Origin of the sequence: Acinetobacter sp. WCHA29, from assembly GCF_002165335.1 — a bacterium.
In the GTDB taxonomy this organism is placed as follows: domain Bacteria; phylum Pseudomonadota; class Gammaproteobacteria; order Pseudomonadales; family Moraxellaceae; genus Acinetobacter.
In genome coordinates, this window is record NZ_NHRQ01000007.1 from 95,404 (window position 1) to 120,247 (window position 24,844).

Genomic DNA, 24,844 nt, shown 5'->3' on the forward strand with positions numbered 1-24,844 from the left:
AGTGGAATTAACATATTCATATAAATCTTTCGAGTTTATTGATTAGAGATGCTGTGCTTACAACATCTCTTCTCTTGTGTTATAGATTAAAAAATACGAGAACCTTTAATCCATCGCATTTTGCGGCCAAATTTATAATTATCTCCCTCAATACTTAAAATTAAGACGGCTTGATTTAATGGCATATTATTTTGAATTTCTTGTAAAACATCCTCAATTCGCTTTTTATTGGTGAATTGGTACCAACGAGTCGTTGAAAATGCCAAGACATAACAGGGTAAATGTGTCAAATAATCAACTTTCTTTTTGACGAAATATGCTTTCTTTAAATCCTTGATTTTGCTCAATGCATCTGTGAGCTGTTGTAACTCGATTGAACTTAAATCATGTGGGGTGAACTTATTGTTTAAGTGAAGCTGATTTCGCTCTTGTTGTGCAAGACTCTCTAATTCAAGACGCTCTACAAGTAAGTGGTGATAATGTTGAGCTTGATCTGGTTGTCCTTGTTGCCAATAAAAATCACGTAGTCTTTCATAGCAAGTTGTCTTCATAAATTCATTCAGTTCTGCGGCACGAATCATGTAGACACAACCTTGATCATCATTTTTTTCTAATAATGCTCTGCCATATTCCAAACAAATTTCAGCATGTTCTGGTGCTTTTTCATGAAGTGCTGCCAATTGTTGACATGCTTGCTCTGTTTGTTTGGCAATAAAGAGCGTGAGTTGAGCACGTTCAAATGCTTCATCAATATTCAAATCATCGCTCTGTTGTTTTTGATCAAGTTCTATAAGGCGCTGTTTGCCACCTTGGATGAACTGGTATCTTTCTTGCCACGAAGAAGAAATATTACTTTGCCACATTTGGTCAAAATTGGCGGTCACTTTTTCGAGTTGCTTACCAAGTAGGCGATCTGCACGTTGTTCAGCAGAAGGGTATTTAAACTCAGGAACTACCCCAATTGCTTTTAAACGATCTTGTAATGATGGATGCGTATCAAGATGCGTTGTCATTTGTTGCATCGACACTGACAACCATGCTGTAGTATTTTCTTTCTCTAATTCATGTGTCAGAGCATGGGTGAGATTAAAGAACGGTGTCATCACAGGTTGTGGCATATCATCCGCATGTTTATAAATTTCAGTCCAATATTTTTCATCAAGATATTGGCTAATAATACTCACAGTGGTTAATGCCTCGGCTGTAGATTGCGAAGAGGTTAGTTGAACCGCGATGGCATCTGCTTCATATTCATTTGCCTGTGCAAGAGGGAAAGAATAAGCCGTAAAGTATGGGACAAAGCGATTGAGAAAAGGTCTAAATAAGAAGTCTCCTCGACTTTGGTTCTGTTCTAATACCTCGACTAACTGCGTCCAACGAATACGTTGACGATAAATCCAGTTTGAAAATTGTGCATGATTTTTTGCGAGATGACCAAATTCATGAGCTAGAACCGCAGTAAATTGCGCTACGGTTAAGGACTTAAGTAATGGCAACCCTAACAATAAATAATTTTGAGAAGAGCCTAAACCCAGAAAACGAGGGATTTGAACAACGCCAGCATTTAAGTCTTCTACGATAAGCACTTTATGAAAATCAGGTGCATTGAGCTGTTGTTGTAATTTATGAATAATCTCAAATAATTCAGGAGCATCTGTAGCAGTAATTGCATAACCCTGAGGTGGCATTTGCTTAACCCACAAAGATCGTAAAATGACCCAAATAAAAAAACCAACGATTAGAATGAGTTTAATTGCAAAAGCTTTTAAAAATAGAATCGACATCAGTAATAGGGGAATGAGGGCTAATAAGAATAAAATCATGATTCCTATATATAAATTTCCTAAAATAGCCAGCATAAATACTTTTAATTGATAGGCTTTAGGATTTTTTTTGATTTTCTCTTGTAGCTGAAGAATGAGCTTTTCAAATCTTTCATTTTCTGAATATTGCGTATTGTTCATGTTTTTTCTTTAAACTGATAATGATTTAAATAATTCTCTTTGCAGCATATTAGATCGAGTTGGATGCTATTTATGCTGCAAAGTTTTTTATTATATTGAAGAAATTTTATTCTTTTCAATTCTAAATTTTATTCTTTTCAATTCTAAATTTTATAATTCAATAACTTCTTCGAGTAATTCATCACTTGGTGCGAAATAATATGCCCCATCAATCGGAGTAGTGAAATGCAATAAACGGTCATGAATACCATCACCTGTGGTACCGAACATTCGTTTTAACATGGCATCAATAATGCTCAAATTATTGGTATAGGCAACAAAAAATAGACCTTGTTCACCTTTACCATCACCATAAGGCAAACTGTGACGCAAGATTTCCATTTCTTCGCCATCCTCATCTTCTACCACGGTACGTGCGACATGCGAATTTTGGGGTTTGATGTCATCATCAAGTTCAATAGATTCAAGTTTGGTACGTCCAAAAACATGTTCTTGAGCATCGACTTTGAGTTGTTGCCATTTTGCTAAATTATGAATATAGCGCTGTGCGAAAATAAAACTGCCATCTGCAAAAGCCCCTGCTGTTTCTGCAAGGAGGGCAGCTTCAGCACGGTCATCTGGGAATTGAGGATTTTCTGTACCATCAATAAAGCCTGTCATATCGCGACCATCAAAGAAACGGAAGCATGCACGCTCATCTAAAACATCAACTTTGCTTTGAATACCATTGAAGAAAGCTTGACTGATCGCAAAGCAGATATCAGCACGAGCACTCGCAATGTGTATAAATACATCTGCAGGTACCACAGGCATGTCAAAAGCCCCATGTTGCGGGTCAAGCTGTCTAAAGTCCTCAGGTGTCTGAGAATAAAGCTTTGACCAAAGCTCAGGACCAAAGGCAATCGCTGTTTTAATTTGATCGTTAGGGTGTTGGGTAATCAGACGATCACGGGTTGAGAGCAGAGCTTCAATCTGCTGTTTGAGTTCAGATATGCTTAAATCTTTTAAACGCAAAACAATAAAACGGGCATGATCAGAAGGTAATGGAAGAATGACGGATTGAGCAGTCATGAAGCTCTCCTTGGTTCGTTATTTTTAAATGATACAAAGAGATGATTTTGCCCGATGTGAGCAGTGCTTAATAGCTTATTTTTGACGATTTTTGCGATATTGGTGATCGTTAAAATAATAGTCGACATAGCATCCAAGTATTGAATGCTAAGATTGGAAACATTTAATTGGTTTTAAAATTCGGTAAGAATTTTTGTACTGCAAAAATAACGGCAAAGCAAAGCGCCATACATAAAACGATACTGAGACCTGTGGCAATATTTAACGCCGCACTAGACCATAAGCCAACCGTCACAGCCAATTGAGCCAGTAAGAATGCCCAAATCACCATTTGTTTAGGTGAATGTGCAAGTAAGCGTGCGCTTAGTGCAGGAATCACCAGTAATGCACCCATAAGGAGTGAGCCAACAGCACGGAGCGCAAGTACCGTAAATAGCGCCAATAACAGCATGAAAATCAAGCGTTGCCAATTGGCTCTCACCCCTTCACTCATTGCAATATCGGGATCAATTGCAATTTGAATTTGTGCAGACCATGAACGATACAAAACGATAAGCGAACCTACAATCACGACCGCAAACATGGGTAAATCAGACCATTCAATACTAAGAAGATCGCCAAATAAGTAGCTTAATAATTCGGGGCGTAAACTCGGAATATGCTGAATTAATAACAAACCAGAGCACAGTAATGTCGCTGAACTTAATGCGAGTAAGGCATCATTAGGGAGGCGGGAGTCATGCAGTACCCATAAAATACCAACCAGTAAAGCAGCCAGAAAAGCGACCCCTAACCAAAAGGGTAGATGTAGTAAGGCTGCAATAGCGACGCCTAATAGCGTGCCATGTGCCATGGTATCAGCAAAAAAAGACATTCTGCGCCAAAGCATCAGACAGCCGAGTGGTGCTGTCAGAAATACCAAAAGTGACCCCATAATCCAAGCAGGTAATAGCAGTTGTAACCATTCCATCATCGCTTAGACCTTCGGTTCAGGGTGAATGTGTGGGCGTGGATCATGAGAACAGGGTTCCGCATGATCGCTATGTCCACAATGATTGTGATGATGCTGATAGAACATCCGTTGCGTACCAAAAATCGCTTGGTATTCAGGATGCTGCTGAATACTTTCAGGTAAACCACTACAACAAATGTGTTTGTTCAGACAAACAACGCGATGTGTACCTTGCATCACCCATTGTAAATCATGTGACACCATTAATACCGCGCAGCCGTAGCGTTCAGGTAGGCTTCTCACATAGTCGTAAAGCTCAGCTTCGGATTGAATATCCAAACCTTGCATGGGTTCATCAAGCACTAGGATATCGGGTTGGCGGAGTAGTGCACGTGCGAGTAAAACCCGTTGCCGTTCGCCACCTGAAAGTTGTTGTACTTTAGAGGCTTGTAATTTTTGAATGCCCGTATCTCGGATAATTTCTTCGCGTAAATCAGCGGCACAAATTTCTAAATCAAGTAAGTCTTGAACACGTAAGGGAAGACTGGCTGAGGGGTTGAATTTTTGTGGGACGTAGGCCAATTTTAATTTCTTGGAAAAGTGAACTTTTCCCTTATTTGGCGACATAATGCCAAGCAAGATTTTAATTAATGTTGATTTGCCAGCACCATTGGGACCAATTAGTGTCACAATTTCTTTTGCCTGCAATGCAAAATCAATATTTCTTAAAATATCTCGTTCGTCGCGTCGAACAGAAATATTCTCCAACTGAATAAGTGGAGCGCTTATTGGCGTGTGTTGCACTGATGACATTTTCCAGAAATTTCAATAATGCTGTGTTGGGCAGCAAATTGGTCAGAAGCAGCAAGTTGATCGAGCTGTTGAATTAATCCTTGTGCTGAAGCCTCTTTCACTGAATGACATTCAGTGCAGATCAGAAAAGCAGCTTGATGCCCTTCACGTGGGTGGCAACAAGGAATATAGGCATTAATTGAGGTCAGTCGATGAATTAGACCTTTTTCTAATAAGAAGTCTAAAGTTCTATAAACTGTAGGTGGGGCAGCAGGGCGATCAGCTTGACCTTTTATTTTTGCAAGCAGATCATAAGCACCCATAGGTGCTGAGGCATTTAGAATGAGTTCAAGAACTTCTTTGCGTAAAGGTGTTAGTCGTGCGCCAACCGCAGTACATAACAGCTCTGCTTCCGTAATTCTTGCTTTAATATCGTGATGACCGTGGACACCGTGCAAAGCATTATCATGTTCATGTGAACAAGAACTCATAACTTGACCTCATTGTTTTGCACATATCATAACATGCAAATGATCTATAACTATCTATATCGTGATCTTGATGATTATGGTGACAAAGGGGGATGGAAAATAGACATAGGCAATTTTTAACTTTTGTTATATTATAACACGCTTCGCTGAGTTGAGTAATGTTGTGATGTCCCGCCTAATAGTATTTGTTTTCTTTTCAATGTTAAGCACATGGGGATGGACTCAAAGTTTAGTTGTTTCAACGCATCCAATTTATTTAATTGCTAAAGAGGTTACAGCAGGCATAGAAGAGCCTGTTCTGTTACTTGGCGATCAAACAGGACATGATGTACAACTCACACCCGCTCATCGTAAGGCGATTCAAGATGCTTCGCTGGTATTGTGGCTAGGTAAAGTACATGAAGCGCCTTTAGATAAGTTGCTTAATCAAAACCCTAAAGCAATTGCACTTTTAGATTCTGGTATTTTGACGATTTTACCGCAGCGTAGTTTGCGTGGTGCTGCATTGGCAAACACCGTAGATAGTCATGTCTGGTTAGAGCCAAACAATGCAGTGCGAATCGCTTTCTTTATTGCAACTTTACGTTCACAACAATATCCAGAAAATAAAGCCAAATACATGGCGAATGCAAAAGAGTTTTCGCAACAAATGCTGCAGGTTTCACAGCAATATGAAAGTTCCAATAAAGCAAAACCTTATTGGTCTTATCATGATGCCTATCAATATTTAGAAAGAGCACTCAATTTGAAATTTGCTGGAGCATTGACTGATGATCCTCATATTGCACCTACAGTAGCTCAAATTAAATTCTTAAAAGATAGTCGCCCTAAAACACAAATGTGCTTGTTGGCTGAAACATCAGCAAGTCGTGGTCAATATCAAAAGCTAAATCCAGTCGTGTTCCAACCAGTTGATGAAAGTATGCGTGGTCAAGATAATTTTGTTGCGGCATGGAAAAAATTGGCTACAAAAACTGATAAATGCGTATTAAGTACACAAAATTGATGAGAAAAATAAAAAACCAGTTGACTCTATCGTCAAAAAATGGACCAGCGAAAAAAACAGACTTAAGTCGAGAAAAGATTGCATGTTCATGGGTGTAACTCTATAATGCCTGCGATTCGAAACAATCATGATTAAAACTTGTCAAGCAGTTATGTTGTAAGTGGGTAAAAAATGAGCCGAACTAGTCGCTTGATTGACCGACGATTAGCAAAAGCTTTGGTCTTCTTACAGGCGTGTATGATTCCTGTTGCAGCTTTGCTTGCATGGGTGATAAAAGACACTACTGCTGCCCTGAGTGCTGCGCTTGGAGCGCTGGTTTGTTGGTTGGCGCATTGTTATTTTGCCTGGCAGTCGTTTAGAACGGCAGGCGCAAGAGCATCAAAACAAGTCATGCTGAACATGTATCGAGGCATGCTTGGGAAGTTTGCAATCGTGATCGTGGGTTTTATTTTAATTTTGAGCAATGTTAAACCGCTGTCACCGGTTGCGTTGTTTTGTGGATTTATCCTCGTTCAGGCCATGTCGTGGGTCGCGCCATTTTGGGTGTCACGTCTACAAAAACGAGTTTAAAACACATTTAAGATTTTTTGGAAGTGTGAGTGAGATTATTGCAGTTCGCAGAATTCGCTTCGCTTCTTTTTAATGATTGACATTGACCAGGTGTGATTTATGGCTGCTGAAGAACATGCCCTGACTTCGACCGAGTATATCAAGCATCACTTGACCAATATGACCTATGGCAAAATGCCTGATGGTACATGGAAGTTGGCTGAGACTGCTGAAGAAGCTCATTCGATGGGGTTCACTGCAATTCACTTGGATTCAATGGGTTGGTCTATCGGACTTGGTGTTATTTTCTGTTTGTTATTTTGGACAGTTGCGAAAGCTGCAAATGCTGGCGTTCCAACTAAATTCCAATCTGCAATCGAAATGATTATCGAGTTTGTGGACTCAAGTGTTCGTGATACTTTCCACGGCAAATCACGTTTAATTGCTCCTTTATCATTGACCATCTTCGTGTGGATTTTCCTCATGAACGCAATGGACTTGATTCCTGTTGACTGGATTCCTTTCCTAGCTCAAAAGATTGGTGCAAGCGTGTTTGGTATGGACCCTCACCACGTTTATTTCAAGGTTGTTCCATCTACAGATCCTAACATTACCCTTGGTATGTCATTGTCTGTATTTGCACTGATCTTGTTCTATAGTATTCGTGAAAAAGGGATCGGCGGTTTCGTCGGTGAATTGGCACTTAACCCATTTAACCCAAGTAACCCAGTTGCAAAAGCGTTATTGATTCCAGTGAACTTGATTTTGGAATTAGTAACTTTTCTTGCTCGACCAGTTTCGTTGGCTCTACGACTGTTCGGTAACATGTATGCGGGTGAGTTAATCTTCATCTTAATTGCGTTATTACCGTTCTGGATTCAATGGGCGTTATCTGTGCCTTGGGCTATTTTCCACATTCTTGTAATTACGTTGCAAGCATTCATCTTTATGATGCTGACCATCGTTTACTTGAGCATGGCAAGCGAAAAGCATTAATGGTATTGCCTAATTATCAATCGATGGTTAGGCTTAAATTTTAGTTTAATTTGGTAATAACCTAACCTCTGAGGAATTTTTCATGGAACTCACTTTAGGTCTAGTTGCAATTGCATCTGCTATCTTGATCGCTTTTGGTGCTTTAGGTACTGCGATTGGCTTCGGTCTTTTAGGTGGCCGCTTTTTAGAAGCTGTTGCTCGTCAACCGGAATTGGCTCCACAACTTCAAACTCGTATGTTCTTAATTGCGGGTCTTCTTGATGCTGTGCCTATGATCGGTGTTGGTATTGGCTTGTTCTTCATCTTCGCTAATCCATTTGTAGGTTAATAGCTTAATTCCTAAATCCACATATTGAGGAATAGCGAAATGAATATCAACCTCACATTGATTGGTCAAGCGATTGCATTTGCGTTCTTTGTCGCATTCTGCATGAAGTTCGTTTGGCCACCACTAATCAATGCGATTAGTGAGCGTCAGCGTAAAATCGCTGATGGCTTAAATGCTGCTGAAAAAGCAAAAGCTGACCTTGCTGATGCGCAAGCACAAGTTAAGGCAGAATTAGACGCAGCAAAAGCACAAGCGGCTCAATTGATCGAACAAGCGAACCGTCGTGCAGCACAATTGGTAGAAGAAGCGCGTACCCAAGCATCTGCTGAAGGTGAGCGTATTCGTCAACAGGCGAAAGAAACTGTTGATCAAGACATCAATGCTGCTCGCGAAGAATTACGTCAACAAGTTGCTGCTTTGGCAGTTGCTGGCGCAGAAAAAATTCTGAACCAACAAGTTGACGCAGAAGCTCATAATGCCATGCTGACTCAGCTGGCTGCTAAACTTTAAGCGAGGCGAAATATGGCTGAACTCTTGACGTTAGCACGCCCGTACGCCAAAGCAGCATTTGCTTATGCATCTGAGCAGAATGCAACTGACGCTTGGTCAAATGCGTTACAACTGCTCAGTGCTGCGGTGCAAGACGAAGCATTTTCCGCTTATTTAAATCGCCCTGAGCTGACTCCTGCGGAACAAGTAGGTCTTTTTGCGAAAGTTTTAGGTGAAGATCAATCTCAATCAGTGTCTAACTTTTTGACACTTCTTGCAGATAACGATCGTTTAGTTTTATTGCCTGAAATTGCTGCAGAATACGAATTACTTAAATCGCAGAACAACAACACGTTGGAAGTGGAGATTGAATCTGCTTTTCCAATGGATGCGACACAAGAGCATATTTTAGCTCATGCGCTTGAAAAACGTTTTAACAGAACTGTACATGTGACTGTTAGCGTTAATCCAGCGTTAATCGCAGGTGTTGTGATTCGTGCAGGCGACCAAGTGATAGATGACTCTGCGCTTAACAAGCTTGAAAAAATGCGGACTCGTCTTCTTGCCTAACAGCAAAAAGACTGAACTTAAAAAAGATTGAGGAATAGCGCAATGCAACAACTGAATCCATCCGAGATCAGTGCGCTCATTAAACAGCGTATCGGCGATCTGGACACCAGCGCGACCGCTAAGAATGAAGGTACCATCGTCATGGTATCTGACGGTATCGTGCGTATTCACGGTCTTGCGGATGCAATGTACGGTGAAATGATCGAATTCGACGGCGGCTTATTTGGTATGGCACTGAACCTAGAACAGGATTCAGTGGGTGCCGTTGTTTTAGGTAACTACCTAAGCCTTCAAGAAGGTCAAAAAGCTCGTTGTACAGGTCGTGTATTAGAAGTTCCGGTAGGTCCTGAACTTCTTGGCCGTGTCGTAGACGCTTTGGGTAACCCAATTGATGGTAAAGGCCCTATTGATGCAAAACTAACTGATGCTGTTGAAAAAGTAGCACCAGGCGTAATTTGGCGTCAATCTGTCGACGAACCTGTTCAAACTGGTTATAAATCAGTTGATACCATGATCCCTGTAGGTCGTGGTCAGCGTGAGTTGATTATTGGTGACCGTCAAACTGGTAAAACAGCAATGGCGATCGATGCGATCATCGCTCAGAAAAACTCTGGCATTAAATGTGTATACGTTGCGATTGGTCAAAAACAATCAACAATTGCAAACGTTGTACGTAAGCTAGAAGAAACGGGCGCTATGGCGTATACAACTGTTGTCGCAGCTGCGGCAGCTGATCCTGCAGCTATGCAGTATTTAGCTCCGTACTCAGGCTGTACAATGGGTGAATACTTCCGTGACCGCGGTGAAGATGCGTTAATTATTTATGATGATTTGTCTAAGCAAGCTGTTGCTTACCGTCAAATTTCATTGTTATTACGTCGTCCACCAGGTCGTGAAGCGTATCCAGGTGACGTATTCTATCTTCACTCACGTCTTCTTGAGCGTGCTTCGCGCGTTTCAGCTGACTATGTTGAGAAGTTCACGAACGGTGCAGTAACTGGTCAAACTGGTTCTTTAACTGCGTTACCGATCATTGAAACTCAAGCAGGTGACGTATCTGCATTCGTACCAACGAACGTAATTTCGATTACTGACGGTCAGATCTTCTTAGAAACATCATTATTCAACGCGGGTATTCGTCCTGCTGTGAACGCGGGTATCTCGGTATCGCGTGTTGGTGGTTCTGCTCAAACTAAGATCATCAAAAAATTGTCTGGTGGTATCCGTACTGCTTTAGCACAATACCGTGAATTGGCTGCGTTTGCTCAGTTCGCTTCTGATCTTGATGAAGCAACTCGTAAGCAACTTGAGCATGGTCAACGTGTAACTGAGTTAATGAAGCAGAAACAATATGCTCCTTACTCAATTGCTGACCAAGCTGTATCTGTTTATGCATCTAACGAAGGCTACATGGCTGACGTTGAAGTGAAGAAAATCGTAGACTTTGATGCTGCGTTAATTGCTTACTTCCGTTCAGAAAAAGCTGCGTTAATGCAACAGATCGATGAAACTGGTGATTATAACAAAGACATCGAAGCAGCAATCAAATCAGGTATTGAGAGCTTCAAAGCGACTCAAACTTACTAAGTTTACCTTTAGTTAAGTTTGGTTCACGGATCAACCTTCGAAAGCTCGAAAGGGCTTTCGAATACTAGGTTAAGCGTATGGCAAATTTAAAAGAAATTCGCGCCAAAGTAGCTAGTATCAAGAGCACGCAAAAGATTACTCGCGCGATGCAAATGGTAGCTGCTTCTAAAATGCGTCGTGCGCAAGAGCGCATGGCTCAGGGCCGTCCGTATGCCGATAATATGCGCCGTGTAATTGCTCACTTAGTTCAAGCAAACCCTGAATACAAACACCGTTATATGGTTGACCGCCCAGTTAAGCGTGTTGGCTATATCGTGGTGTCTTCAGATCGTGGCTTGGCGGGTGGCTTGAACATTAACTTGTTCAAGAAAGTTGTGCAGCATGTCAAAGCACAACAACAGCAGTCAATTGAAGTTGAATTTGCTTTGATTGGTCAAAAAGCGGTTTCGTTTTTTAAGAATTACGGCGGTAAAGTGCTTGGTGCAACGACCCAACTTGGCGATGCGCCGAGTTTGGAACAGTTAACTGGCTCTGTACAAGTTATGCTTGATGCATTTGATAAAGGCGAATTAGATCGCATCTACCTCGTTTCAAATGGTTTTGTCAATGCAATGACTCAACAGCCTAAAGTAGAACAACTTGTTCCTTTAGCACCAGCGCAAGCAGGCGATGATCTCAACCGTACTTATGGTTGGGACTATATCTACGAACCAGAAGCAGAAGAATTGTTAAATGGTTTGTTGGTTCGCTACATCGAGTCTATGGTTTATCAAGGTGTGATTGAAAACGTTGCATGTGAGCAGTCTGCTCGTATGGTCGCGATGAAAGCGGCGACAGACAACGCAGGACAATTGATTAAAGACCTACAACTCATTTACAACAAGCTGCGTCAAGCCGCGATTACTCAGGAAATTTCCGAGATCGTTGGCGGTGCCGCTGCCGTTTAACATTATTAAGTTTGAATTGAGGAGACAGCAATGAGTAGCGGTCGTATCATTCAGATCATCGGCGCGGTTATCGACGTCGAGTTTGAGCGCAATAGCGTTCCTAAGATCTATGACGCTCTCCAAGTTGACGGTACTGAAACTACTTTAGAAGTTCAGCAACAGCTTGGCGATGGTGTTGTTCGTACCATCGCAATGGGTTCTACAGAAGGTCTTAAACGTGGCCTTAATGTAACTAGCACAAATGCACCGATTTCTGTTCCAGTGGGTCCTGCTACGCTTGGTCGTATCATGGACGTATTGGGTCGCCCTATCGATGAAGCAGGTCCTGTAGCGACTGAAGAACGTTTGCCGATTCACCGTCAAGCACCTTCTTATGCTGAACAAGCAGCTTCTACTGATCTTTTAGAAACTGGTATTAAAGTCATTGACTTACTTTGCCCGTTCGCGAAAGGTGGTAAAGTTGGTTTATTCGGTGGTGCGGGTGTTGGTAAAACCGTTAACATGATGGAGTTGATCAACAACATCGCGAAAGCACACTCAGGTTTATCTGTGTTTGCTGGTGTTGGTGAGCGTACTCGTGAAGGTAACGACTTCTATCACGAAATGAAAGATTCTAACGTTCTTGACAAAGTAGCAATGGTCTACGGTCAGATGAACGAGCCACCAGGTAACCGTTTACGCGTAGCGTTAACTGGTTTGACTATGGCTGAATACTTCCGTGATGAAAAAGACGAAAATGGTAAAGGTCGTGACGTATTATTATTCGTCGACAACATCTACCGTTATACACTTGCGGGTACTGAAGTATCAGCATTGTTAGGTCGTATGCCATCTGCGGTAGGTTACCAACCGACACTTGCAGAAGAAATGGGTGTTCTCCAAGAGCGTATTACGTCTACTAAGTCTGGTTCGATCACATCGATCCAAGCTGTATACGTACCTGCGGATGACTTGACTGACCCATCACCTGCAACAACGTTTGCTCACTTAGATGCAACAGTAGTATTGAGCCGTGATATCGCATCTTCTGGTATTTACCCAGCGATCGATCCACTTGACTCAACTTCACGTCAGTTAGACCCATTGGTTGTTGGTACTGAGCATTATGAAATTGCACGTTCTGTACAGAACGTATTGCAGCGTTATAAAGAGCTTAAAGACATCATCGCAATCTTGGGTATGGATGAGTTAGCAGAAGAAGATAAATTGGTTGTTTACCGTGCGCGTAAAATCCAACGTTTCTTCTCTCAACCATTCCACGTAGCTGAAGTGTTTACTGGTGCTCCTGGTAAATTAGTACCGCTTAAAGAAACGATTCGTGGCTTTAAAGGTCTATTAGCTGGTGAATACGATCACATCCCAGAACAAGCGTTCTATATGGTTGGTGGTATTGACGAAGTGATTGCTAAAGCTGAGAAACTCTAATTTAAGGAGATCATCTCATGGCGACTATGCAATGTGATGTCGTAAGTGTTAAAGAGTCTATTTACTCTGGGCAAGTTACGATGTTAATCGCAAAAGGTGCGGGTGGTGAGCTAGGTATTTTACCAGGGCACGCGCCACTTGTAACTTTACTCCAACCGGGACCGATCCGTGTTCAGTTGGAAAATGGTACAGAAGAAATCGTGTATGTATCAGGCGGTGTGTTAGAAGTTCAACCTCATGTTGTTACTGTGCTTGCAGATACTGCAATTCGTGCTGACAACTTGGATGAAGCGGCAATTATGGAAGCTCGTAAACAAGCTGAACAATTGTTAGCAAATCAAAAGAGTGATTTGGACTCGGCTGCTGCTCTTGCTGCGCTTGCAGAAACTGCGGCTCAGCTTGAAACCATCCGTAAAATCAAGAATCGTGCAATGTAATTGCAGATTTAAGATTGAGAAAGCCACCGAAAGGTGGCTTTTTTATTGATACATTTTAAAAAAACGGGTCAGTTTGATAAATGCTGAGCTCGAAAAGTATAAACAAATGAATCAAATCGGGCATGATTTTCCAAATCTAAGCAAGCAGAAAGCTAATACTTCAGTTTCTATGCCATCGTATCAGATACAACCCATCAAAATGAGTTATGAGATTTAATATTGCTAAGATCATGTAATAAGTATTCTTATTCTCTAAAAGCTCAAGTATTTCTAATAAAGATACTTGAGCTCAAGAATTTAAATACTCATATCAGCAAGCCAGAGGAAATAACCACCGTAGCTATTAAATTTAAATTCACCACCAACATTTTTCCCTTCATCTGTTAATTGGTGCCTACCTTTATCATTAATCATGAGAAAGCCTTTAGCTACAAATTTTTCTAAAAGCTCATTTGTTTTCAGTTTATGTTTGGCAGCAAGTTTTGAAGTTGTTAATTTGCTAAAATCATCTTGTTCACTATTTTCTTGGCTTATTTCTGTATCTTTCACCTCATCAAGAGAAATTCTAACTTCATCGCTGATTCGAATAATGCGTTGGGCTTCTTCATAAGCATCTTTGAACACTAATTCATCATGATCTTTTTCAATCAAAATTCCCATCTCATTATTATTCACTTGGCTAAACTCATATAAGTTTAGACTGGAAATTATACAAGTTGATTCATTGATGTAACATTTAGCATGAAGGTTCTTACAGAAGCTCACCCTTACATAATCAAGTTTTTGCATCCATTTGATTTCATCAGGATGTAAATCACTTTTGCCATAAATTATACGAATATCAATTTTAAGACGATTTTTATCTTCAAGAAGTTCCTTTATACGATCATTTAGTTTTAAAAAAGGGCTAATTAGGATAAGGCGTTCTTTTGCATTTTTAATTAATTCTTCTAGATAAAAATTAGTTGCACTTGTATTAAGAAATTTAGACATGTCGTTCCAACATTTATGTAAATATTAAAATTAAAGTAAAAAAATTATAATATTTATTTTAATAAAGAGAATAGTTAAACCATTCTCTTTATTAATTTTTTATTTTATTTTGCTAATTCAGCTTCAATCGCACTGACGATACGTTCATCATCTGCGGTAATGTCAGGTGCAAAACGCGCTACGATTTCCCCATTTTTATTAACTAAGAATTTCTCAAAATTCCATAGTACTTCAGGTGGATTGTTTGGTGTTAAGCCATAATCAACGAGGTCTTTCCACCAAGGTCCTTCACCAATACGTTCTGGAATTGCTTGTGTGAGTGTTTGATATAAAGGATGTTTGTCTTCACCTGCAACAGAGATTTTTGCAAATAAAGGGAAGTGGACGTCATAGTTGAGTGAACAGAATTGTTCGATTTCATCATTTGTCCCTGGTTCTTGCTCTAAGAAGTTATTTGCAGGGAAGCCTAAAATTTCTAAGCCCTGATTTTTTTTCGCTTGATAAAGTTTTTCTAGGCCTTCGTACTGTGGTGTTAAGCCACATTTTGAGGCTACGTTAACAATTAGTAGAACTTTACCCTGATATTGCTCAAGATCAACATCTTGACCTTTAATATCTTTAACTGGAATGTGATAAACCGACTGGCTCATGGAATACGTCCTAATGTTGTTGTGACAAGACTTGTTTGTTTTAACTGCTAATTTCGTACAGTGCAATCCTCTTGATATGAATCCATACAAATTATGAGCAAAAGCACGTCTTGGATTTATATCGAGGCATTTTTGAGTTGAATAGGAGTTTGTCCTGTATAGCGCTTGAAGAATTCAATAAAGCTAGAGCTATGGTGATAACCTAAAGTATATGCCAATTGTTTAATGGTCGTGCCTTGACGAATTTGATTGATTGCAAAAATAATTTTGGCTCGATTGCGCCATTCTGACAGAGAGAGTTGCAATTCTTGTTGGCTCAGCCGTAACACATGGCGCTCACTGACCGTAAAGTTATACAATACTTGTTGTAGGCTCATATGAAATAATTCAGGATTCGCAAGTTGATCGAGGATCGGAGCTAAGGTTGGATGCGTGCTTTGCGGTAAATAATGTGTATATGCTGGGGCTTGCTTTAGTTGATCGAATAACACTTGTAATAAATGTTCAAGATATTCAGGCGCAGGATTTTGCTTTTGTTGCTCTAGAATTTGAATGACCAAAGAGCGAAAAAAAGATTGAATACTAAAACAGCGGCAGACATCGCCTAATGCATCTCCGAAACGAGGATGAAGTCGGATGCAAATATAATGAATTTCATGTTCAACAGGCAGTGATTGGTGTTCTGTGCGTGGTGGTAGCCATAGCCCATAGCTTGGCGGTGATAAATAATATTTTCCTTCAATATCAAATTCTAAAGTGCCATTGAGACTGAAGTTAAAATCCCCCCAAAGTGAAGAATGAGGGCTGACAATATCATCTTTCTGATAAAGAAATTCATGTACTTCGATACCATTTAAAAAAGATAATTTTTCAGTCTCATCATACTTCATTCAGTGTTCTCATTTAATTTTCACAAGTGACTTTAAGATTGTTCAAACCTTTTGCTAAGGTGAAAAGATGGATACAGACGGAGGTAATAAAGCTGATTACAGCATAAATTAAGATATTTTTATTGAAGTGATCAAGCGTATAAGTCTTAAGTTGTAAATTTGGATCTGCTTTTAGATTTGATGTCGACATAGCGGTATAAATGTCTGAAATACGATATTTCAATTATTTTAGACATCTTTCAGAATAATCCTAATCTAGAAATATTGTGAGATGGCTGATGACTCAGTTAAGTAGATACCAAAAATGGGCATTTGTACTGCCATTGATAGCAGTCTTAATTTGGTCATTAAATATTGCAGTGACTCGTTATGTTGCGGACTATATTTCACCCGTCAGTATTAGTTTTTATCGCTGGTTTGTTGCCTTTCTCATTTTGACACCATTTATGTTGCCCAAAGTATGGAGACAGCGAGCTTTGATTCGCCCATATATTCCTAAATTAGCAGTTCTGAGCGCTTTTGGAATGGTTTTATATCAAGGCCTTTCTTATACAGCAGCACATTATACCACTGCAACAAATATGGGTATTGTAAATGCCTTTGTTCCAGTTTTTACCATTTTTATCTCTTATATTATTTTAAAAGATAAGCCAAATCGATTTGCGATTTTTGGCAGTTTCCTATCATTTTTCGGCCTACTTTATGTAATGAGCCAAGGGCATTTCTCTCGCTTATTTGATCAAAGAGGTCATTGGGGAGATGCTGTTATGGTCTTGGCTGTAGGTTTTTATGCATTTTATGGCGTCTTTCTAAAAAAATGGCAAGTACAATTGCCATTGATGACCAGTCTCTATATCCAAATCGCTTTTGCGTTGCTATACCATCTTCCATTTCTACTTTGGTTGGGCTTAGATACAATTAATGTAGATAATGTAGCAAGTGTATTGTATGCAGGTATTTTTCCATCGTTAATCGCACCTTTATTATGGATGATTGCTGTACAAAGCATTGGTCCAAACCGTACTAGTATTTTTATGAATTTGATGCCTGTATTTACTGCAATTATTGCAAGTGTATGGCTATCTGAGCATTGGACGATCTACCATACCTTAGGCGGTGTGACGATTTTGGTCGGTATCATTTTAGCGCAAAAGAAAACGGAAAAAGCACCTGTAGAATTGATTTAAAGCGCCACTTAAATATGAAATGATCGTATAAAATTGGTTGAAATAGCGACAAACACATCAAAATTTTTATTTAATGAAGATTATTTCTATATGATTTTCAAATATATTTTAGATATTTATCAAGTCTGTGACCAAAAAAATTTCAATAAAAATAGAAATATAATTTTATTGAAATTTTAAAACTGACAAAAATGGTACGCTTTTCACATTTTTTGTTAGAGAAATAATATATTTGTATAAATCAAATCATTGATCCATAATAGCTTTCAGAGTAGCTAGATTCATTTTTAATGATGAATATACTCAACCAATTTGCAGACCCTCTGGATGTGATTATACACATCCTTTTTATGCTCAGTTATCCCTATATAACTGAGCTTTTTTTTATTCACTATTTACATAATCAAGCGCGAATTACTTCACCTGTTAATGCGTTGAGAATTCGACTAGGTTCTTGGCTAAGTCCTAAATCACCCTCCAAATAATTCAGGGATGCACCAAAATAACCTTGAGCTTGTTCTAAATTTTGTGCTGGGTTTAGTCCCGCGGGATTGGCACTGGTCGATACAATAAAGCCGCCAAAGGCATTACAGAGTTCGACGCACAAAGGATGCGTGGTTACACGTACAGCAACCAATGGATGTTGACCTTTAATCCAAATAGGAATGTGCTCATCAGCGGGAAGTAACCACGTAGTTGCTCTTTCAGTTGCTACACGATCCGTCCAACTATCAATCACTTGCTTACGTATCTTTGGGGCTAAGCTTTGTAACAAATGCTCAACTTGCCCTAAGTGACCTGCTAATAAAATGACTCCTTTTTCAATTGGGCGATGTTTTAGCTCAAGAATGTTTTGAAAAGCTTGTTGATTGAATGGATCGCAGCCTAAGCCCCAAACAGCTTCTGTTGGATAAGCAAGAACTTGTCCTTGCTTCAAAAGCTGTGCTGCTTCCAAAATTGATGAGGTAATCATGGGATTATATTTAGCGACAAAGATAGGGTTATTTTAATGAATTGGACGACAACGTAAATAGCGACCGCCCTGTTGTATACAGAAACCGAGTAATTCTAATTCCATCAATTGAGCTGTAAGTTCTGCGATCGGAATTGGATGACGTTGAGCAAGTTCATCCAAGTCTTGTCCAACCCAGTCGAGACTTTGATAAAGAGCAATTAAATGTGTTGGTAAACTTGGTGTGATGGTTACAGGTTCTTCAGGAATTTGTTGTTGTACTTGCCATTGTGTAGGTAAGGCTAGATCTTCAATAATTTGTTCTGGATGATCAACTAAGGTTGCACCTTCACGAATTAATTGATGGCAGCCTTGATGATACTCATTGTAAATATGTCCAGGAATGGCAAATACCATTTTCCCTTGATTGGCTGCTTCATTTGCTGTGATCAGTGAACCACTTTTCAAAGCGGCTTCTACAACCAAAACCCCAAGACTTAGACCACTAACGATACGATTACGGCGTGGAAAATGCTGCTGTAAAGGTAGGGTAGTCGGAAGAAACTCAGTGACAAGAGCGCCTGTTTGAATAATTTCTTGGGCTAGTTTGCTATTTTGCGATGGATAAACTGTGTCTAAACCTGTTCCAGTCACCGCGATTGTCCGATGATGGGCTAAACCGCCACGATGAGCCGCTTCATCAATTCCGTGGGCTAAACCACTGCTGATGTAAAATCCTTTTTCACTTAAATAATACGCAAAATCATAGGCAACTTGTCGTCCATGAAGACTCGGCTTTCGACTTCCAACCATAGCAATCTGGGGCTGTAATAATGCTTGTAGCTGGCCTTGACCAAATAAAATAGGAGGGTGATCAGAATAAGGTAAAAGTTGAGTAGGGTAGTCGATATCTTCAGGGGTTAAAATAAAATCGGTATGCTTACAAATCAATTGCACCATGTGGTCAAATTGCTGCTTTCCGTGCGGGGTTTGGAATTCTTCTAGACGTTTTAAATGATTTTTGTGTAAACCGAGCTGTTGCCATTCAGAAAGTCGATGTGTTTGGACTGCTTCCGCACAATTACCGAAATAGTTTCGAATTTTTTGAAAACTAGAAAGCGAGTGTTGAACCAAGTACCACACCAACACAGTATGATAATGATGGGGCGATAGCTGATTCAACATTTCTAATTAGAGATTAGTTATCAAGACGAGGCGGCTTGATATTTGAACCAATTTTAATTGGCAACTCACTCTCTAAAACATAGCCGTAGCTGATGCGATCAAAACTTTTGAAAATCATAATACTACCAACATATTGACCTGGTAACTTTATACTTTCTTTGGTCTTTGGATCACGAACAGTTTCGCCATCTTGGTACGTACTAAAAACTTGTCCGATTTCAATACCATCTGCTGTACCACGGTCAACAGTGACGACACCATTTTTCGCAGCTGTACCTATAGACCCCATGACACGGATGACTTTACCGCCATCTTTCACCTGATTTGGTTCAGTTGGGTAGAATAAAGTAGGTAACATGGCATCTTGTTCAAGCATAACACGATCACCACGACGTACTTCACCATTATAACTATCGGTTAATTCAAAGGTTGTAATGTCATTTTCATTGGTAATCGCAACACCAGAAGCGACTTGCGTGAGCTCAACACCTAGATTTTGTTTCTTCCCTGTTTCATCAAGCACGATATATGGTTCACCTTCACGGTATACGCCATAACGTTGACCATTTTCGATACCTTGACCACGTACATAGATGATCTGACCTTTGCCTGCAAGTACACGATTATCCGCTGTACCCAAGACATATGGGGTATTTGCAATCGCACTCGCTGGAAGTACAGAAGTTCGCTCTAACCATTGTTGAATATCAGCTAATGGAATAACAGGGACGCTATTGTTCAAAGCTTCAATACGAACTTTTGGACGTAAAGTAGAAGTATTGCCAGAGTAACGACGAATGATACCGTCACAACCATCACCTTCATCTTTACCAATCAGTGGCTTACCGTTCAAACTACAAAGTAGCAAGCGATCACCAGGATAAATCCAATGTGGATTCTTGACATGTTTATTGCTTGCCCAAATTTCAGGCCAGCGCCAAGGCTTGCTTAAAAATTTGCCTGAAATATCCCAAAGTGTATCGCCTTTTTTCACCACATAGACATGTGGTGCACCCGCTTTTAAGGATGGTGGGTTTGCGTTAGGGCTTGCTGCATGAGTAAGGTTTATGCTCATGCCTAATCCTGCACAAATTGCAGCAGCAATCAGTTGTTTTTTTAACCCCAAGGCATGAAATGATGGTATGCCGTTTAAAACCTTTTTCATTATCATAATTCCTAAAAATTATCTGTGTAGTTGCGTTATAATAACGACTTTACACACAATTTTTTGATCAAGCATTCCCTTCAGTTGGTTTCCTGATCAATGGCATAAATGAGGAACGGTATGGCCTTATTACCTATTTTAAGTTTTCCTGATCCCCGTCTTCGTACCATTGCTAAGCCAGTCGAAGAAGTCACTGATGATATTCGTCAGCTTGCAGCAGATATGTTAGAAACCATGTACGAGGCACCGGGTATAGGTTTAGCGGCAACTCAGGTTGATCATCATATTCAGCTTATTGTCATGGACCTTTCTGAAGAGAAAAATCAACCGATGGTGTTCATCAACCCCAAAGTTACTCCACTGACTCAAGAGACTCAGCCGTACGAAGAAGGCTGTCTCTCTGTGCCTCAAATATACGACAAAGTTGCGCGTCCGTCACGTGTAAAAATCGAGGCAATTAACCTTGATGGTCAAGCATTTGAGTTAGAAGCTGACGAACTTCTCGCAGTTTGTATCCAACATGAAATGGATCACTTAAATGGCAAACTTTTTGTTGATTATTTATCGCCATTAAAACGTCAGCGTGCACGTGAGAAAGTTGAAAAAGTTGTACGTCAACGCGATAAAGAAAAAGTTGCGGTTAAACGTTAACAAATGTTTTTCGGTTATTAAAAGTGCCCTTATTGTTTCGTAGTGGTTTAATGCTTGCATTCACCGCAGTCTGTTTACAGATTGCGGTGTTTTTGCAGCCACTGCTGCCGAAGCAATATCAGATTGCACCTGTCTGTGAAACGATTACCCAAGCGTTATTGTTGCCCAAATTAAAAGCTGAACAGCAGTCTGTATCGCACAATATGCGTCATCATTCACATCAGCTTGAACAACATCAAAGCTTGATGTCGAAACATGATCATCACGATCCAAATCACCAGTGTCAATACTGTACGGTGTATGCCAATTTGGTATTACCGCCTGAATTCGGCGTGAAAGAGGTTTTAGTTCGAATCCAAATCCGTTTAGTCGCGTATCAACAGGCATTTAAGCATGTTTATTTTGCACTGCAACGGCTATTCTTATTACCTCAAGGGCGAGCACCGCCACTCTTTGCATAAATTAAAACGTCAATTTCATTGGGGTTTTCAAAACTCTAGCCTAGTTTTACTTATGTTTTAAGAGAGACCGATCATGGCTCAACCTAAATTTTTATTACAGCCCCTTACGGTTGCGATTCTTGCTGCCTCAAATAGCACATTATTATGGGCAAATATGGATGTCCAGTCCGATAAAACCCCTGTTGTATTAGCACCTATTGTCGTTACAGCACAGCAGCCAAATGATGCAAATGGATTGATTATTCACGCTGATCCTAAGCAAGCAATTCAACCTATTCCCGCAACAGACGGTGCAGATTATTTGCAAAACATTATGGGATTTAGTGCCATTAAAAATGGTGGAACCAATGGCGATGTCACCTTTCGTGGCATGTTTGGTTCACGTATTAAAATGTTGGTTGATGGTAGTGAAAATTTAGGTGCGTGCCCGAATCGTATGGATGCACCAACTTCTTATATTCAGCCGGAAAGCTTCGATAAAATTACGGTGATTAAAGGGCCGCAAACTGTTCAGTATGCAACACCTGGTTCGGCTGCAACTGTCATTTTTCAGCGTCAACCTGAAAATCTCAGCAAAGATCAGCCTTATCGTGGCCAAGCCAGTATTTTGATGGGTTCATATGGTCGTTTAGATCATAATATTGAAGCGGCAATTGGCGATGAAACCAAATATGCTCGTTTAAATGCCAATCGATCTGTTGCAGATGATTATAAAGATGGCAACGATAAAAGCATTCATTCAAATTGGGAGCGCTGGAATACTGACTTGGCATTCGGTTGGAAGCCCACAGATGATTCTTGGTTAGAATTGCGTGCAGGTAAAGGTGATGGTGAGGCTGCCTACGCTGGTCGTAGCATGGATGGTTCGCAATTTAAACGAGAAAGCCTCGGTCTACACGCTGAACAAAAAAATATTACAGAGGTGATCAAGAAAGTTGAAGCCCAAGTGGACTACAGCTATAACGATCATATCATGGATAATTTTAGCTTACGTACGCCGCCAATGATGGCTATGGCGATGAATGTGACGCGTCGTACTATGAATGCACGTGCTGCTATTACAACAGAATGGGAGAAATGGAGTGCTATCTCTGGCTTGGATTCTCAGCATAATCAACATGCTGGAAATATGTATATGCAAGGTGCTTCAGTAATCCCATCCTTGGATGAGGATTTGAAGTTTCAATCTTATGGTGCATTTAGTGAGTGGACTTATGCGATTGATCAAGATCAAAAAGTTGTAGCAGGAGCACGTGTCGATCAAGTCAAAATAGACAATCTACAAAATGCGAAAAATCGTAAAGATACTGTACCAAGTGGTTTTGTACGCTTGGAAAAGAGTCTCCCAGAACATGGTTTAAAGACTTATCTAGGTTTGGGATATGTGGAACGTACACCTGACTTTTGGGAGTTGTATAGCACCACGACAGATCATGGTGTAGGTTCCACAGATATGATGGGTAAAACCACATATAAAATGGTGGATAATCTAGACAATCTGAACAATGAACGCACTGCACAATTGGATCTCGGTTTGCAAGCAGAGCATGGTGCATGGAGTACTTGGGCATCAGTTTATGCTGGATTAATCAAAGATTTCATCCTACTTGAATACAATACACCAGATAAAAGAAAACCGCTTGCGCGTAATGTAGATGCCACAATTGCTGGGGCAGAGGCCGGGGTGGGTTATCAATTCACTGATCATTTCCAAGCGGATCTTTCAACCATGTACGCTTGGGGAGAAAATACTTCGGATCATCGCGCATTACCACAAATTGCACCTTTAGAGGGTCGACTAAATTTACGCTATGTTGATGAAAAATATAGCTTAGGTCTATTGTGGCGTGCTGTTGCAAAACAAAATCGTATCAGTTTGAATGAGGGTAATGTGGTGGGTTATGACATGAATGAAAGTAAAGCATTCGATACCCTAGCTGTAAATGGAACTTATAAGCTAACTGATGCAGTCGATGTTTCAGTCGGAATTGATAACGTTTTAGATAAGGCTTATACAGAGCACTTAAATAAAGCGGGTGCGTCTATGTTTGGTTATGCTGCAACTGAGCAGTTTAATAATATTGGACGTAATTACTGGATGCGGATGAGCATGAAGTTCTAATTAACAAAAAACAAGGTGGCTGAGCCACCTTGTTTTTTTATAAAATTAAGCCAAACAGTCTTGTTTTGGCATCAAGCTATCGCAATACAATGGATTTAGTGCGCACTGTAAATCATCAATTTGTTCTTGAGTTACATAGTTTTTTGCGATGAGATATTCTGCGACGCGATCATCACGTAAACTTAAGAAAGCAGCGTCATACACACCTAAATCTACAAATAAAGCCGCTGTTTCCAAGCTATTGAAATGATCTAAAAATACATCGTTTTCATGCATCAAAAAAATGTGTGTCAGTTCTGCATTGGCATCTACGTTTAAACGTTGTGCTAATTGCTCTGGGCGAGTTTTAATAAATAATAAATCTGATAGTTCATCGAACTGACTTTTATCCAGTTGATTTTCGCCATCTTTGACATGACCTAACCATGCTTTAAAGACCAACACGGCACCACCACGAAGTAGCATACTCCACATTTGATGACGAGTTTCATGATCCAAATGAGCGGATTCTGTTTCTAATACATCCAAGAATTTTTGTTCTTGTAACGCTAGTTTTTCAAATAGTCCTAGACCTTGTGGTTGATAAGCTGCTGGTGCAAATACATCAAAATTCAGCTCATGGAATACATTGAGGGCAAGGGGGACGGCTGCTTGATAAAGTGTATTCAATGCTTTTAGATGAGTATCATCTAAGTTGCTCTGTACAAAAATATCCTGCCAGTTGAGCTCTGGTAATAATGCATTTGCACTGTATTGGCGATAAAACTGTAACTCGTTATGTTCTGAAGTGGCTTGATTGCTATTCATGATCATGTCCTTTATGGCGATTGTGTTAGAAACCTAAAACAGCAAAGACATAGGTTCCTATCATTTTGATCAATTTATGCGTGATTCAGAAAACAAGTAGAATACGACTAAAGTTGTATATGTGGTTTTTGTGGTAATATTTATTAACAAAAACAATATCTTAATTAATTGTAAGTA

26 protein-coding genes and 1 pseudogene are annotated in these 24,844 nt (G+C 40.0%); 14 read left to right on the forward strand and 13 right to left on the reverse strand.

Features of this window, described 5'->3' with window-relative positions; translation table 11 throughout:
* Window positions 1-86: 86 nt before the first annotated feature.
* The 5 genes from CDG59_RS07305 to CDG59_RS07325 form a co-directional block, all read right to left on the reverse strand.
* On the reverse strand, window positions 87-1,964 hold the full coding sequence (locus tag CDG59_RS07305) for a M48 family metallopeptidase (RefSeq protein WP_087544524.1): 1,878 nt from the start codon (window positions 1,962-1,964) through the stop codon (window positions 87-89).
* A 150-nt stretch (window positions 1,965-2,114) separates the two neighbouring features.
* Window positions 2,115-3,035 (reverse strand): Dyp-type peroxidase, encoded by a 921-nt coding sequence (locus CDG59_RS07310; protein WP_087544526.1) that lies wholly within the window; start codon window positions 3,033-3,035, stop codon window positions 2,115-2,117.
* A gap of 163 nt (window positions 3,036-3,198) precedes the next feature.
* The gene (gene znuB / locus CDG59_RS07315) at window positions 3,199-4,008 is read right to left on the reverse strand and encodes a zinc ABC transporter permease subunit ZnuB (RefSeq protein WP_087536714.1); all 810 of its coding nucleotides are present in this window, start codon (window positions 4,006-4,008) and stop codon (window positions 3,199-3,201) included.
* Between the two features lie 3 nt (window positions 4,009-4,011).
* Entirely contained in the window at window positions 4,012-4,800 is a 789-nt protein-coding gene (znuC, locus tag CDG59_RS07320) for a zinc ABC transporter ATP-binding protein ZnuC (protein WP_087544528.1), read from the reverse strand.
* Window positions 4,773-5,270 (reverse strand): transcriptional repressor, encoded by a 498-nt coding sequence (locus tag CDG59_RS07325; RefSeq protein WP_087544530.1) that lies wholly within the window; start codon window positions 5,268-5,270, stop codon window positions 4,773-4,775. The genes znuC and CDG59_RS07325 overlap by 28 nt, the downstream gene beginning before the upstream one ends.
* A gap of 166 nt (window positions 5,271-5,436) precedes the next feature.
* Here CDG59_RS07325 and CDG59_RS07330 point away from each other — a divergent pair, with 166 nt between their 5' ends.
* The 10 genes from CDG59_RS07330 (at window position 5,437) to CDG59_RS07375 (ending at window position 13,604) form a co-directional block, all read left to right on the forward strand.
* Entirely contained in the window at window positions 5,437-6,276 is an 840-nt protein-coding gene (locus CDG59_RS07330) for a metal ABC transporter substrate-binding protein (RefSeq protein ID WP_087536717.1), read from the forward strand.
* A 171-nt stretch (window positions 6,277-6,447) separates the two neighbouring features.
* Window positions 6,448-6,846 (forward strand): ATP synthase subunit I, encoded by a 399-nt coding sequence (locus CDG59_RS07335; RefSeq protein WP_087544532.1) that lies wholly within the window; start codon window positions 6,448-6,450, stop codon window positions 6,844-6,846.
* Between the two features lie 99 nt (window positions 6,847-6,945).
* Window positions 6,946-7,821: a F0F1 ATP synthase subunit A gene (atpB, locus tag CDG59_RS07340; protein WP_004665210.1), complete on the forward strand. Its 876-nt coding sequence runs from the start codon at window positions 6,946-6,948 to the stop codon at window positions 7,819-7,821.
* A gap of 82 nt (window positions 7,822-7,903) precedes the next feature.
* Window positions 7,904-8,149 carry a F0F1 ATP synthase subunit C gene (gene atpE / locus CDG59_RS07345; protein WP_000424060.1) on the forward strand — a complete coding sequence of 82 codons (246 nt, stop codon included), beginning with the start codon at window positions 7,904-7,906 and terminating at the stop codon, window positions 8,147-8,149.
* A gap of 39 nt (window positions 8,150-8,188) precedes the next feature.
* Window positions 8,189-8,659, forward strand: coding sequence for a F0F1 ATP synthase subunit B (locus CDG59_RS07350; RefSeq protein ID WP_004665208.1), 471 nt, complete (start codon window positions 8,189-8,191; stop codon window positions 8,657-8,659).
* Window positions 8,660-8,671: 12 nt separating this feature from the next.
* On the forward strand, window positions 8,672-9,208 hold the full coding sequence (locus CDG59_RS07355; RefSeq protein ID WP_004905545.1) for a F0F1 ATP synthase subunit delta: 537 nt from the start codon (window positions 8,672-8,674) through the stop codon (window positions 9,206-9,208).
* A 42-nt stretch (window positions 9,209-9,250) separates the two neighbouring features.
* Window positions 9,251-10,795, forward strand: a complete 1,545-nt coding sequence (gene atpA, locus CDG59_RS07360) for a F0F1 ATP synthase subunit alpha (RefSeq protein ID WP_087544534.1) — start codon at window positions 9,251-9,253, stop codon at window positions 10,793-10,795.
* 77 nt (window positions 10,796-10,872) lie between these two features.
* Window positions 10,873-11,742 (forward strand): F0F1 ATP synthase subunit gamma, encoded by an 870-nt coding sequence (gene atpG / locus CDG59_RS07365; RefSeq protein WP_004665202.1) that lies wholly within the window; start codon window positions 10,873-10,875, stop codon window positions 11,740-11,742.
* 30 nt (window positions 11,743-11,772) lie between these two features.
* A complete protein-coding gene (gene atpD / locus CDG59_RS07370; protein ID WP_087544536.1) occupies window positions 11,773-13,167 on the forward strand; it encodes a F0F1 ATP synthase subunit beta in 1,395 nt (464 codons plus the stop codon).
* A 17-nt stretch (window positions 13,168-13,184) separates the two neighbouring features.
* Complete coding sequence (locus CDG59_RS07375) at window positions 13,185-13,604, forward strand: F0F1 ATP synthase subunit epsilon (protein WP_004665198.1); 420 nt, start codon at window positions 13,185-13,187, stop codon at window positions 13,602-13,604.
* 297 nt (window positions 13,605-13,901) lie between these two features.
* On the opposite strand, the gene CDG59_RS07380 is transcribed toward CDG59_RS07375, so the two are convergent.
* From CDG59_RS07380 to CDG59_RS15480, 4 genes and pseudogenes are all read right to left on the reverse strand, one after another.
* Entirely contained in the window at window positions 13,902-14,597 is a 696-nt protein-coding gene (locus CDG59_RS07380; RefSeq protein WP_005155294.1) for a phospholipase D family protein, read from the reverse strand.
* A 104-nt stretch (window positions 14,598-14,701) separates the two neighbouring features.
* On the reverse strand, window positions 14,702-15,247 hold the full coding sequence (locus CDG59_RS07385) for a glutathione peroxidase (protein ID WP_087544537.1): 546 nt from the start codon (window positions 15,245-15,247) through the stop codon (window positions 14,702-14,704).
* Window positions 15,248-15,363: 116 nt separating this feature from the next.
* The gene (locus CDG59_RS07390) at window positions 15,364-16,137 is read right to left on the reverse strand and encodes an AraC family transcriptional regulator (protein ID WP_087544539.1); all 774 of its coding nucleotides are present in this window, start codon (window positions 16,135-16,137) and stop codon (window positions 15,364-15,366) included.
* A 13-nt stretch (window positions 16,138-16,150) separates the two neighbouring features.
* Window positions 16,151-16,279: pseudogene (locus CDG59_RS15480) on the reverse strand (MFS transporter); the annotation flags it as partial.
* A 136-nt stretch (window positions 16,280-16,415) separates the two neighbouring features.
* Between CDG59_RS15480 and CDG59_RS07400 the strand changes: the two are divergent.
* Window positions 16,416-17,324 carry a DMT family transporter gene (locus CDG59_RS07400; protein ID WP_087544541.1) on the forward strand — a complete coding sequence of 303 codons (909 nt, stop codon included), beginning with the start codon at window positions 16,416-16,418 and terminating at the stop codon, window positions 17,322-17,324.
* A 403-nt stretch (window positions 17,325-17,727) separates the two neighbouring features.
* Here CDG59_RS07400 and CDG59_RS07405 read toward each other — a convergent pair whose 3' ends face one another.
* The 3 genes from CDG59_RS07405 to CDG59_RS07415 are packed head-to-tail and all read right to left on the reverse strand — an operon-like array spanning window position 17,728 to window position 20,626.
* The gene (locus CDG59_RS07405) at window positions 17,728-18,297 is read right to left on the reverse strand and encodes a Sua5/YciO/YrdC/YwlC family protein (RefSeq protein WP_087544543.1); all 570 of its coding nucleotides are present in this window, start codon (window positions 18,295-18,297) and stop codon (window positions 17,728-17,730) included.
* A gap of 33 nt (window positions 18,298-18,330) precedes the next feature.
* Window positions 18,331-19,461 (reverse strand): DNA-processing protein DprA, encoded by a 1,131-nt coding sequence (dprA, locus tag CDG59_RS07410; protein ID WP_087544545.1) that lies wholly within the window; start codon window positions 19,459-19,461, stop codon window positions 18,331-18,333.
* A 13-nt stretch (window positions 19,462-19,474) separates the two neighbouring features.
* A complete protein-coding gene (locus CDG59_RS07415; RefSeq protein ID WP_005155273.1) occupies window positions 19,475-20,626 on the reverse strand; it encodes a LysM peptidoglycan-binding domain-containing protein in 1,152 nt (383 codons plus the stop codon).
* Between the two features lie 120 nt (window positions 20,627-20,746).
* On the opposite strand from CDG59_RS07415, the gene def reads away from it, so the two are divergent.
* The 3 genes from def (at window position 20,747) to CDG59_RS07430 (ending at window position 23,860) form a co-directional block, all read left to right on the forward strand.
* Window positions 20,747-21,277: a peptide deformylase gene (gene def / locus CDG59_RS07420; protein WP_004680037.1), complete on the forward strand. Its 531-nt coding sequence runs from the start codon at window positions 20,747-20,749 to the stop codon at window positions 21,275-21,277.
* A gap of 50 nt (window positions 21,278-21,327) precedes the next feature.
* Window positions 21,328-21,738 (forward strand): DUF2946 family protein, encoded by a 411-nt coding sequence (locus tag CDG59_RS07425; protein ID WP_087536731.1) that lies wholly within the window; start codon window positions 21,328-21,330, stop codon window positions 21,736-21,738.
* Between the two features lie 73 nt (window positions 21,739-21,811).
* A complete protein-coding gene (locus CDG59_RS07430; protein ID WP_087544547.1) occupies window positions 21,812-23,860 on the forward strand; it encodes a TonB-dependent copper receptor in 2,049 nt (682 codons plus the stop codon).
* A 45-nt stretch (window positions 23,861-23,905) separates the two neighbouring features.
* On the opposite strand, the gene CDG59_RS07435 is transcribed toward CDG59_RS07430, so the two are convergent.
* On the reverse strand, window positions 23,906-24,667 hold the full coding sequence (locus CDG59_RS07435; RefSeq protein ID WP_087544549.1) for a hypothetical protein: 762 nt from the start codon (window positions 24,665-24,667) through the stop codon (window positions 23,906-23,908).
* Window positions 24,668-24,844 lie beyond the last annotated feature (177 nt).

Coding starts and splice junctions, on each gene's coding strand:
- CDG59_RS07305 (WP_087544524.1), bottom strand. CDS start 1,964: ATGAACAATACGCAATATTCAGAAAATGAAAGATTTGAAAAGCTCATT.
- CDG59_RS07310 (WP_087544526.1), bottom strand. CDS start 3,035: ATGACTGCTCAATCCGTCATTCTTCCATTACCTTCTGATCATGCCCGT.
- znuB (WP_087536714.1), bottom strand. CDS start 4,008: ATGATGGAATGGTTACAACTGCTATTACCTGCTTGGATTATGGGGTCA.
- znuC (WP_087544528.1), bottom strand. CDS start 4,800: ATGTCATCAGTGCAACACACGCCAATAAGCGCTCCACTTATTCAGTTG.
- CDG59_RS07325 (WP_087544530.1), bottom strand. CDS start 5,270: ATGAGTTCTTGTTCACATGAACATGATAATGCTTTGCACGGTGTCCAC.
- CDG59_RS07330 (WP_087536717.1), top strand. CDS start 5,437: ATGTCCCGCCTAATAGTATTTGTTTTCTTTTCAATGTTAAGCACATGG.
- CDG59_RS07335 (WP_087544532.1), top strand. CDS start 6,448: ATGAGCCGAACTAGTCGCTTGATTGACCGACGATTAGCAAAAGCTTTG.
- atpB (WP_004665210.1), top strand. CDS start 6,946: ATGGCTGCTGAAGAACATGCCCTGACTTCGACCGAGTATATCAAGCAT.
- atpE (WP_000424060.1), top strand. CDS start 7,904: ATGGAACTCACTTTAGGTCTAGTTGCAATTGCATCTGCTATCTTGATC.
- CDG59_RS07350 (WP_004665208.1), top strand. CDS start 8,189: ATGAATATCAACCTCACATTGATTGGTCAAGCGATTGCATTTGCGTTC.
- CDG59_RS07355 (WP_004905545.1), top strand. CDS start 8,672: ATGGCTGAACTCTTGACGTTAGCACGCCCGTACGCCAAAGCAGCATTT.
- atpA (WP_087544534.1), top strand. CDS start 9,251: ATGCAACAACTGAATCCATCCGAGATCAGTGCGCTCATTAAACAGCGT.
- atpG (WP_004665202.1), top strand. CDS start 10,873: ATGGCAAATTTAAAAGAAATTCGCGCCAAAGTAGCTAGTATCAAGAGC.
- atpD (WP_087544536.1), top strand. CDS start 11,773: ATGAGTAGCGGTCGTATCATTCAGATCATCGGCGCGGTTATCGACGTC.
- CDG59_RS07375 (WP_004665198.1), top strand. CDS start 13,185: ATGGCGACTATGCAATGTGATGTCGTAAGTGTTAAAGAGTCTATTTAC.
- CDG59_RS07380 (WP_005155294.1), bottom strand. CDS start 14,597: ATGTCTAAATTTCTTAATACAAGTGCAACTAATTTTTATCTAGAAGAA.
- CDG59_RS07385 (WP_087544537.1), bottom strand. CDS start 15,247: ATGAGCCAGTCGGTTTATCACATTCCAGTTAAAGATATTAAAGGTCAA.
- CDG59_RS07390 (WP_087544539.1), bottom strand. CDS start 16,137: ATGAAGTATGATGAGACTGAAAAATTATCTTTTTTAAATGGTATCGAA.
- CDG59_RS07400 (WP_087544541.1), top strand. CDS start 16,416: ATGACTCAGTTAAGTAGATACCAAAAATGGGCATTTGTACTGCCATTG.
- CDG59_RS07405 (WP_087544543.1), bottom strand. CDS start 18,297: ATGATTACCTCATCAATTTTGGAAGCAGCACAGCTTTTGAAGCAAGGA.
- dprA (WP_087544545.1), bottom strand. CDS start 19,461: ATGTTGAATCAGCTATCGCCCCATCATTATCATACTGTGTTGGTGTGG.
- CDG59_RS07415 (WP_005155273.1), bottom strand. CDS start 20,626: ATGAAAAAGGTTTTAAACGGCATACCATCATTTCATGCCTTGGGGTTA.
- def (WP_004680037.1), top strand. CDS start 20,747: ATGGCCTTATTACCTATTTTAAGTTTTCCTGATCCCCGTCTTCGTACC.
- CDG59_RS07425 (WP_087536731.1), top strand. CDS start 21,328: ATGCTTGCATTCACCGCAGTCTGTTTACAGATTGCGGTGTTTTTGCAG.
- CDG59_RS07430 (WP_087544547.1), top strand. CDS start 21,812: ATGGCTCAACCTAAATTTTTATTACAGCCCCTTACGGTTGCGATTCTT.
- CDG59_RS07435 (WP_087544549.1), bottom strand. CDS start 24,667: ATGAATAGCAATCAAGCCACTTCAGAACATAACGAGTTACAGTTTTAT.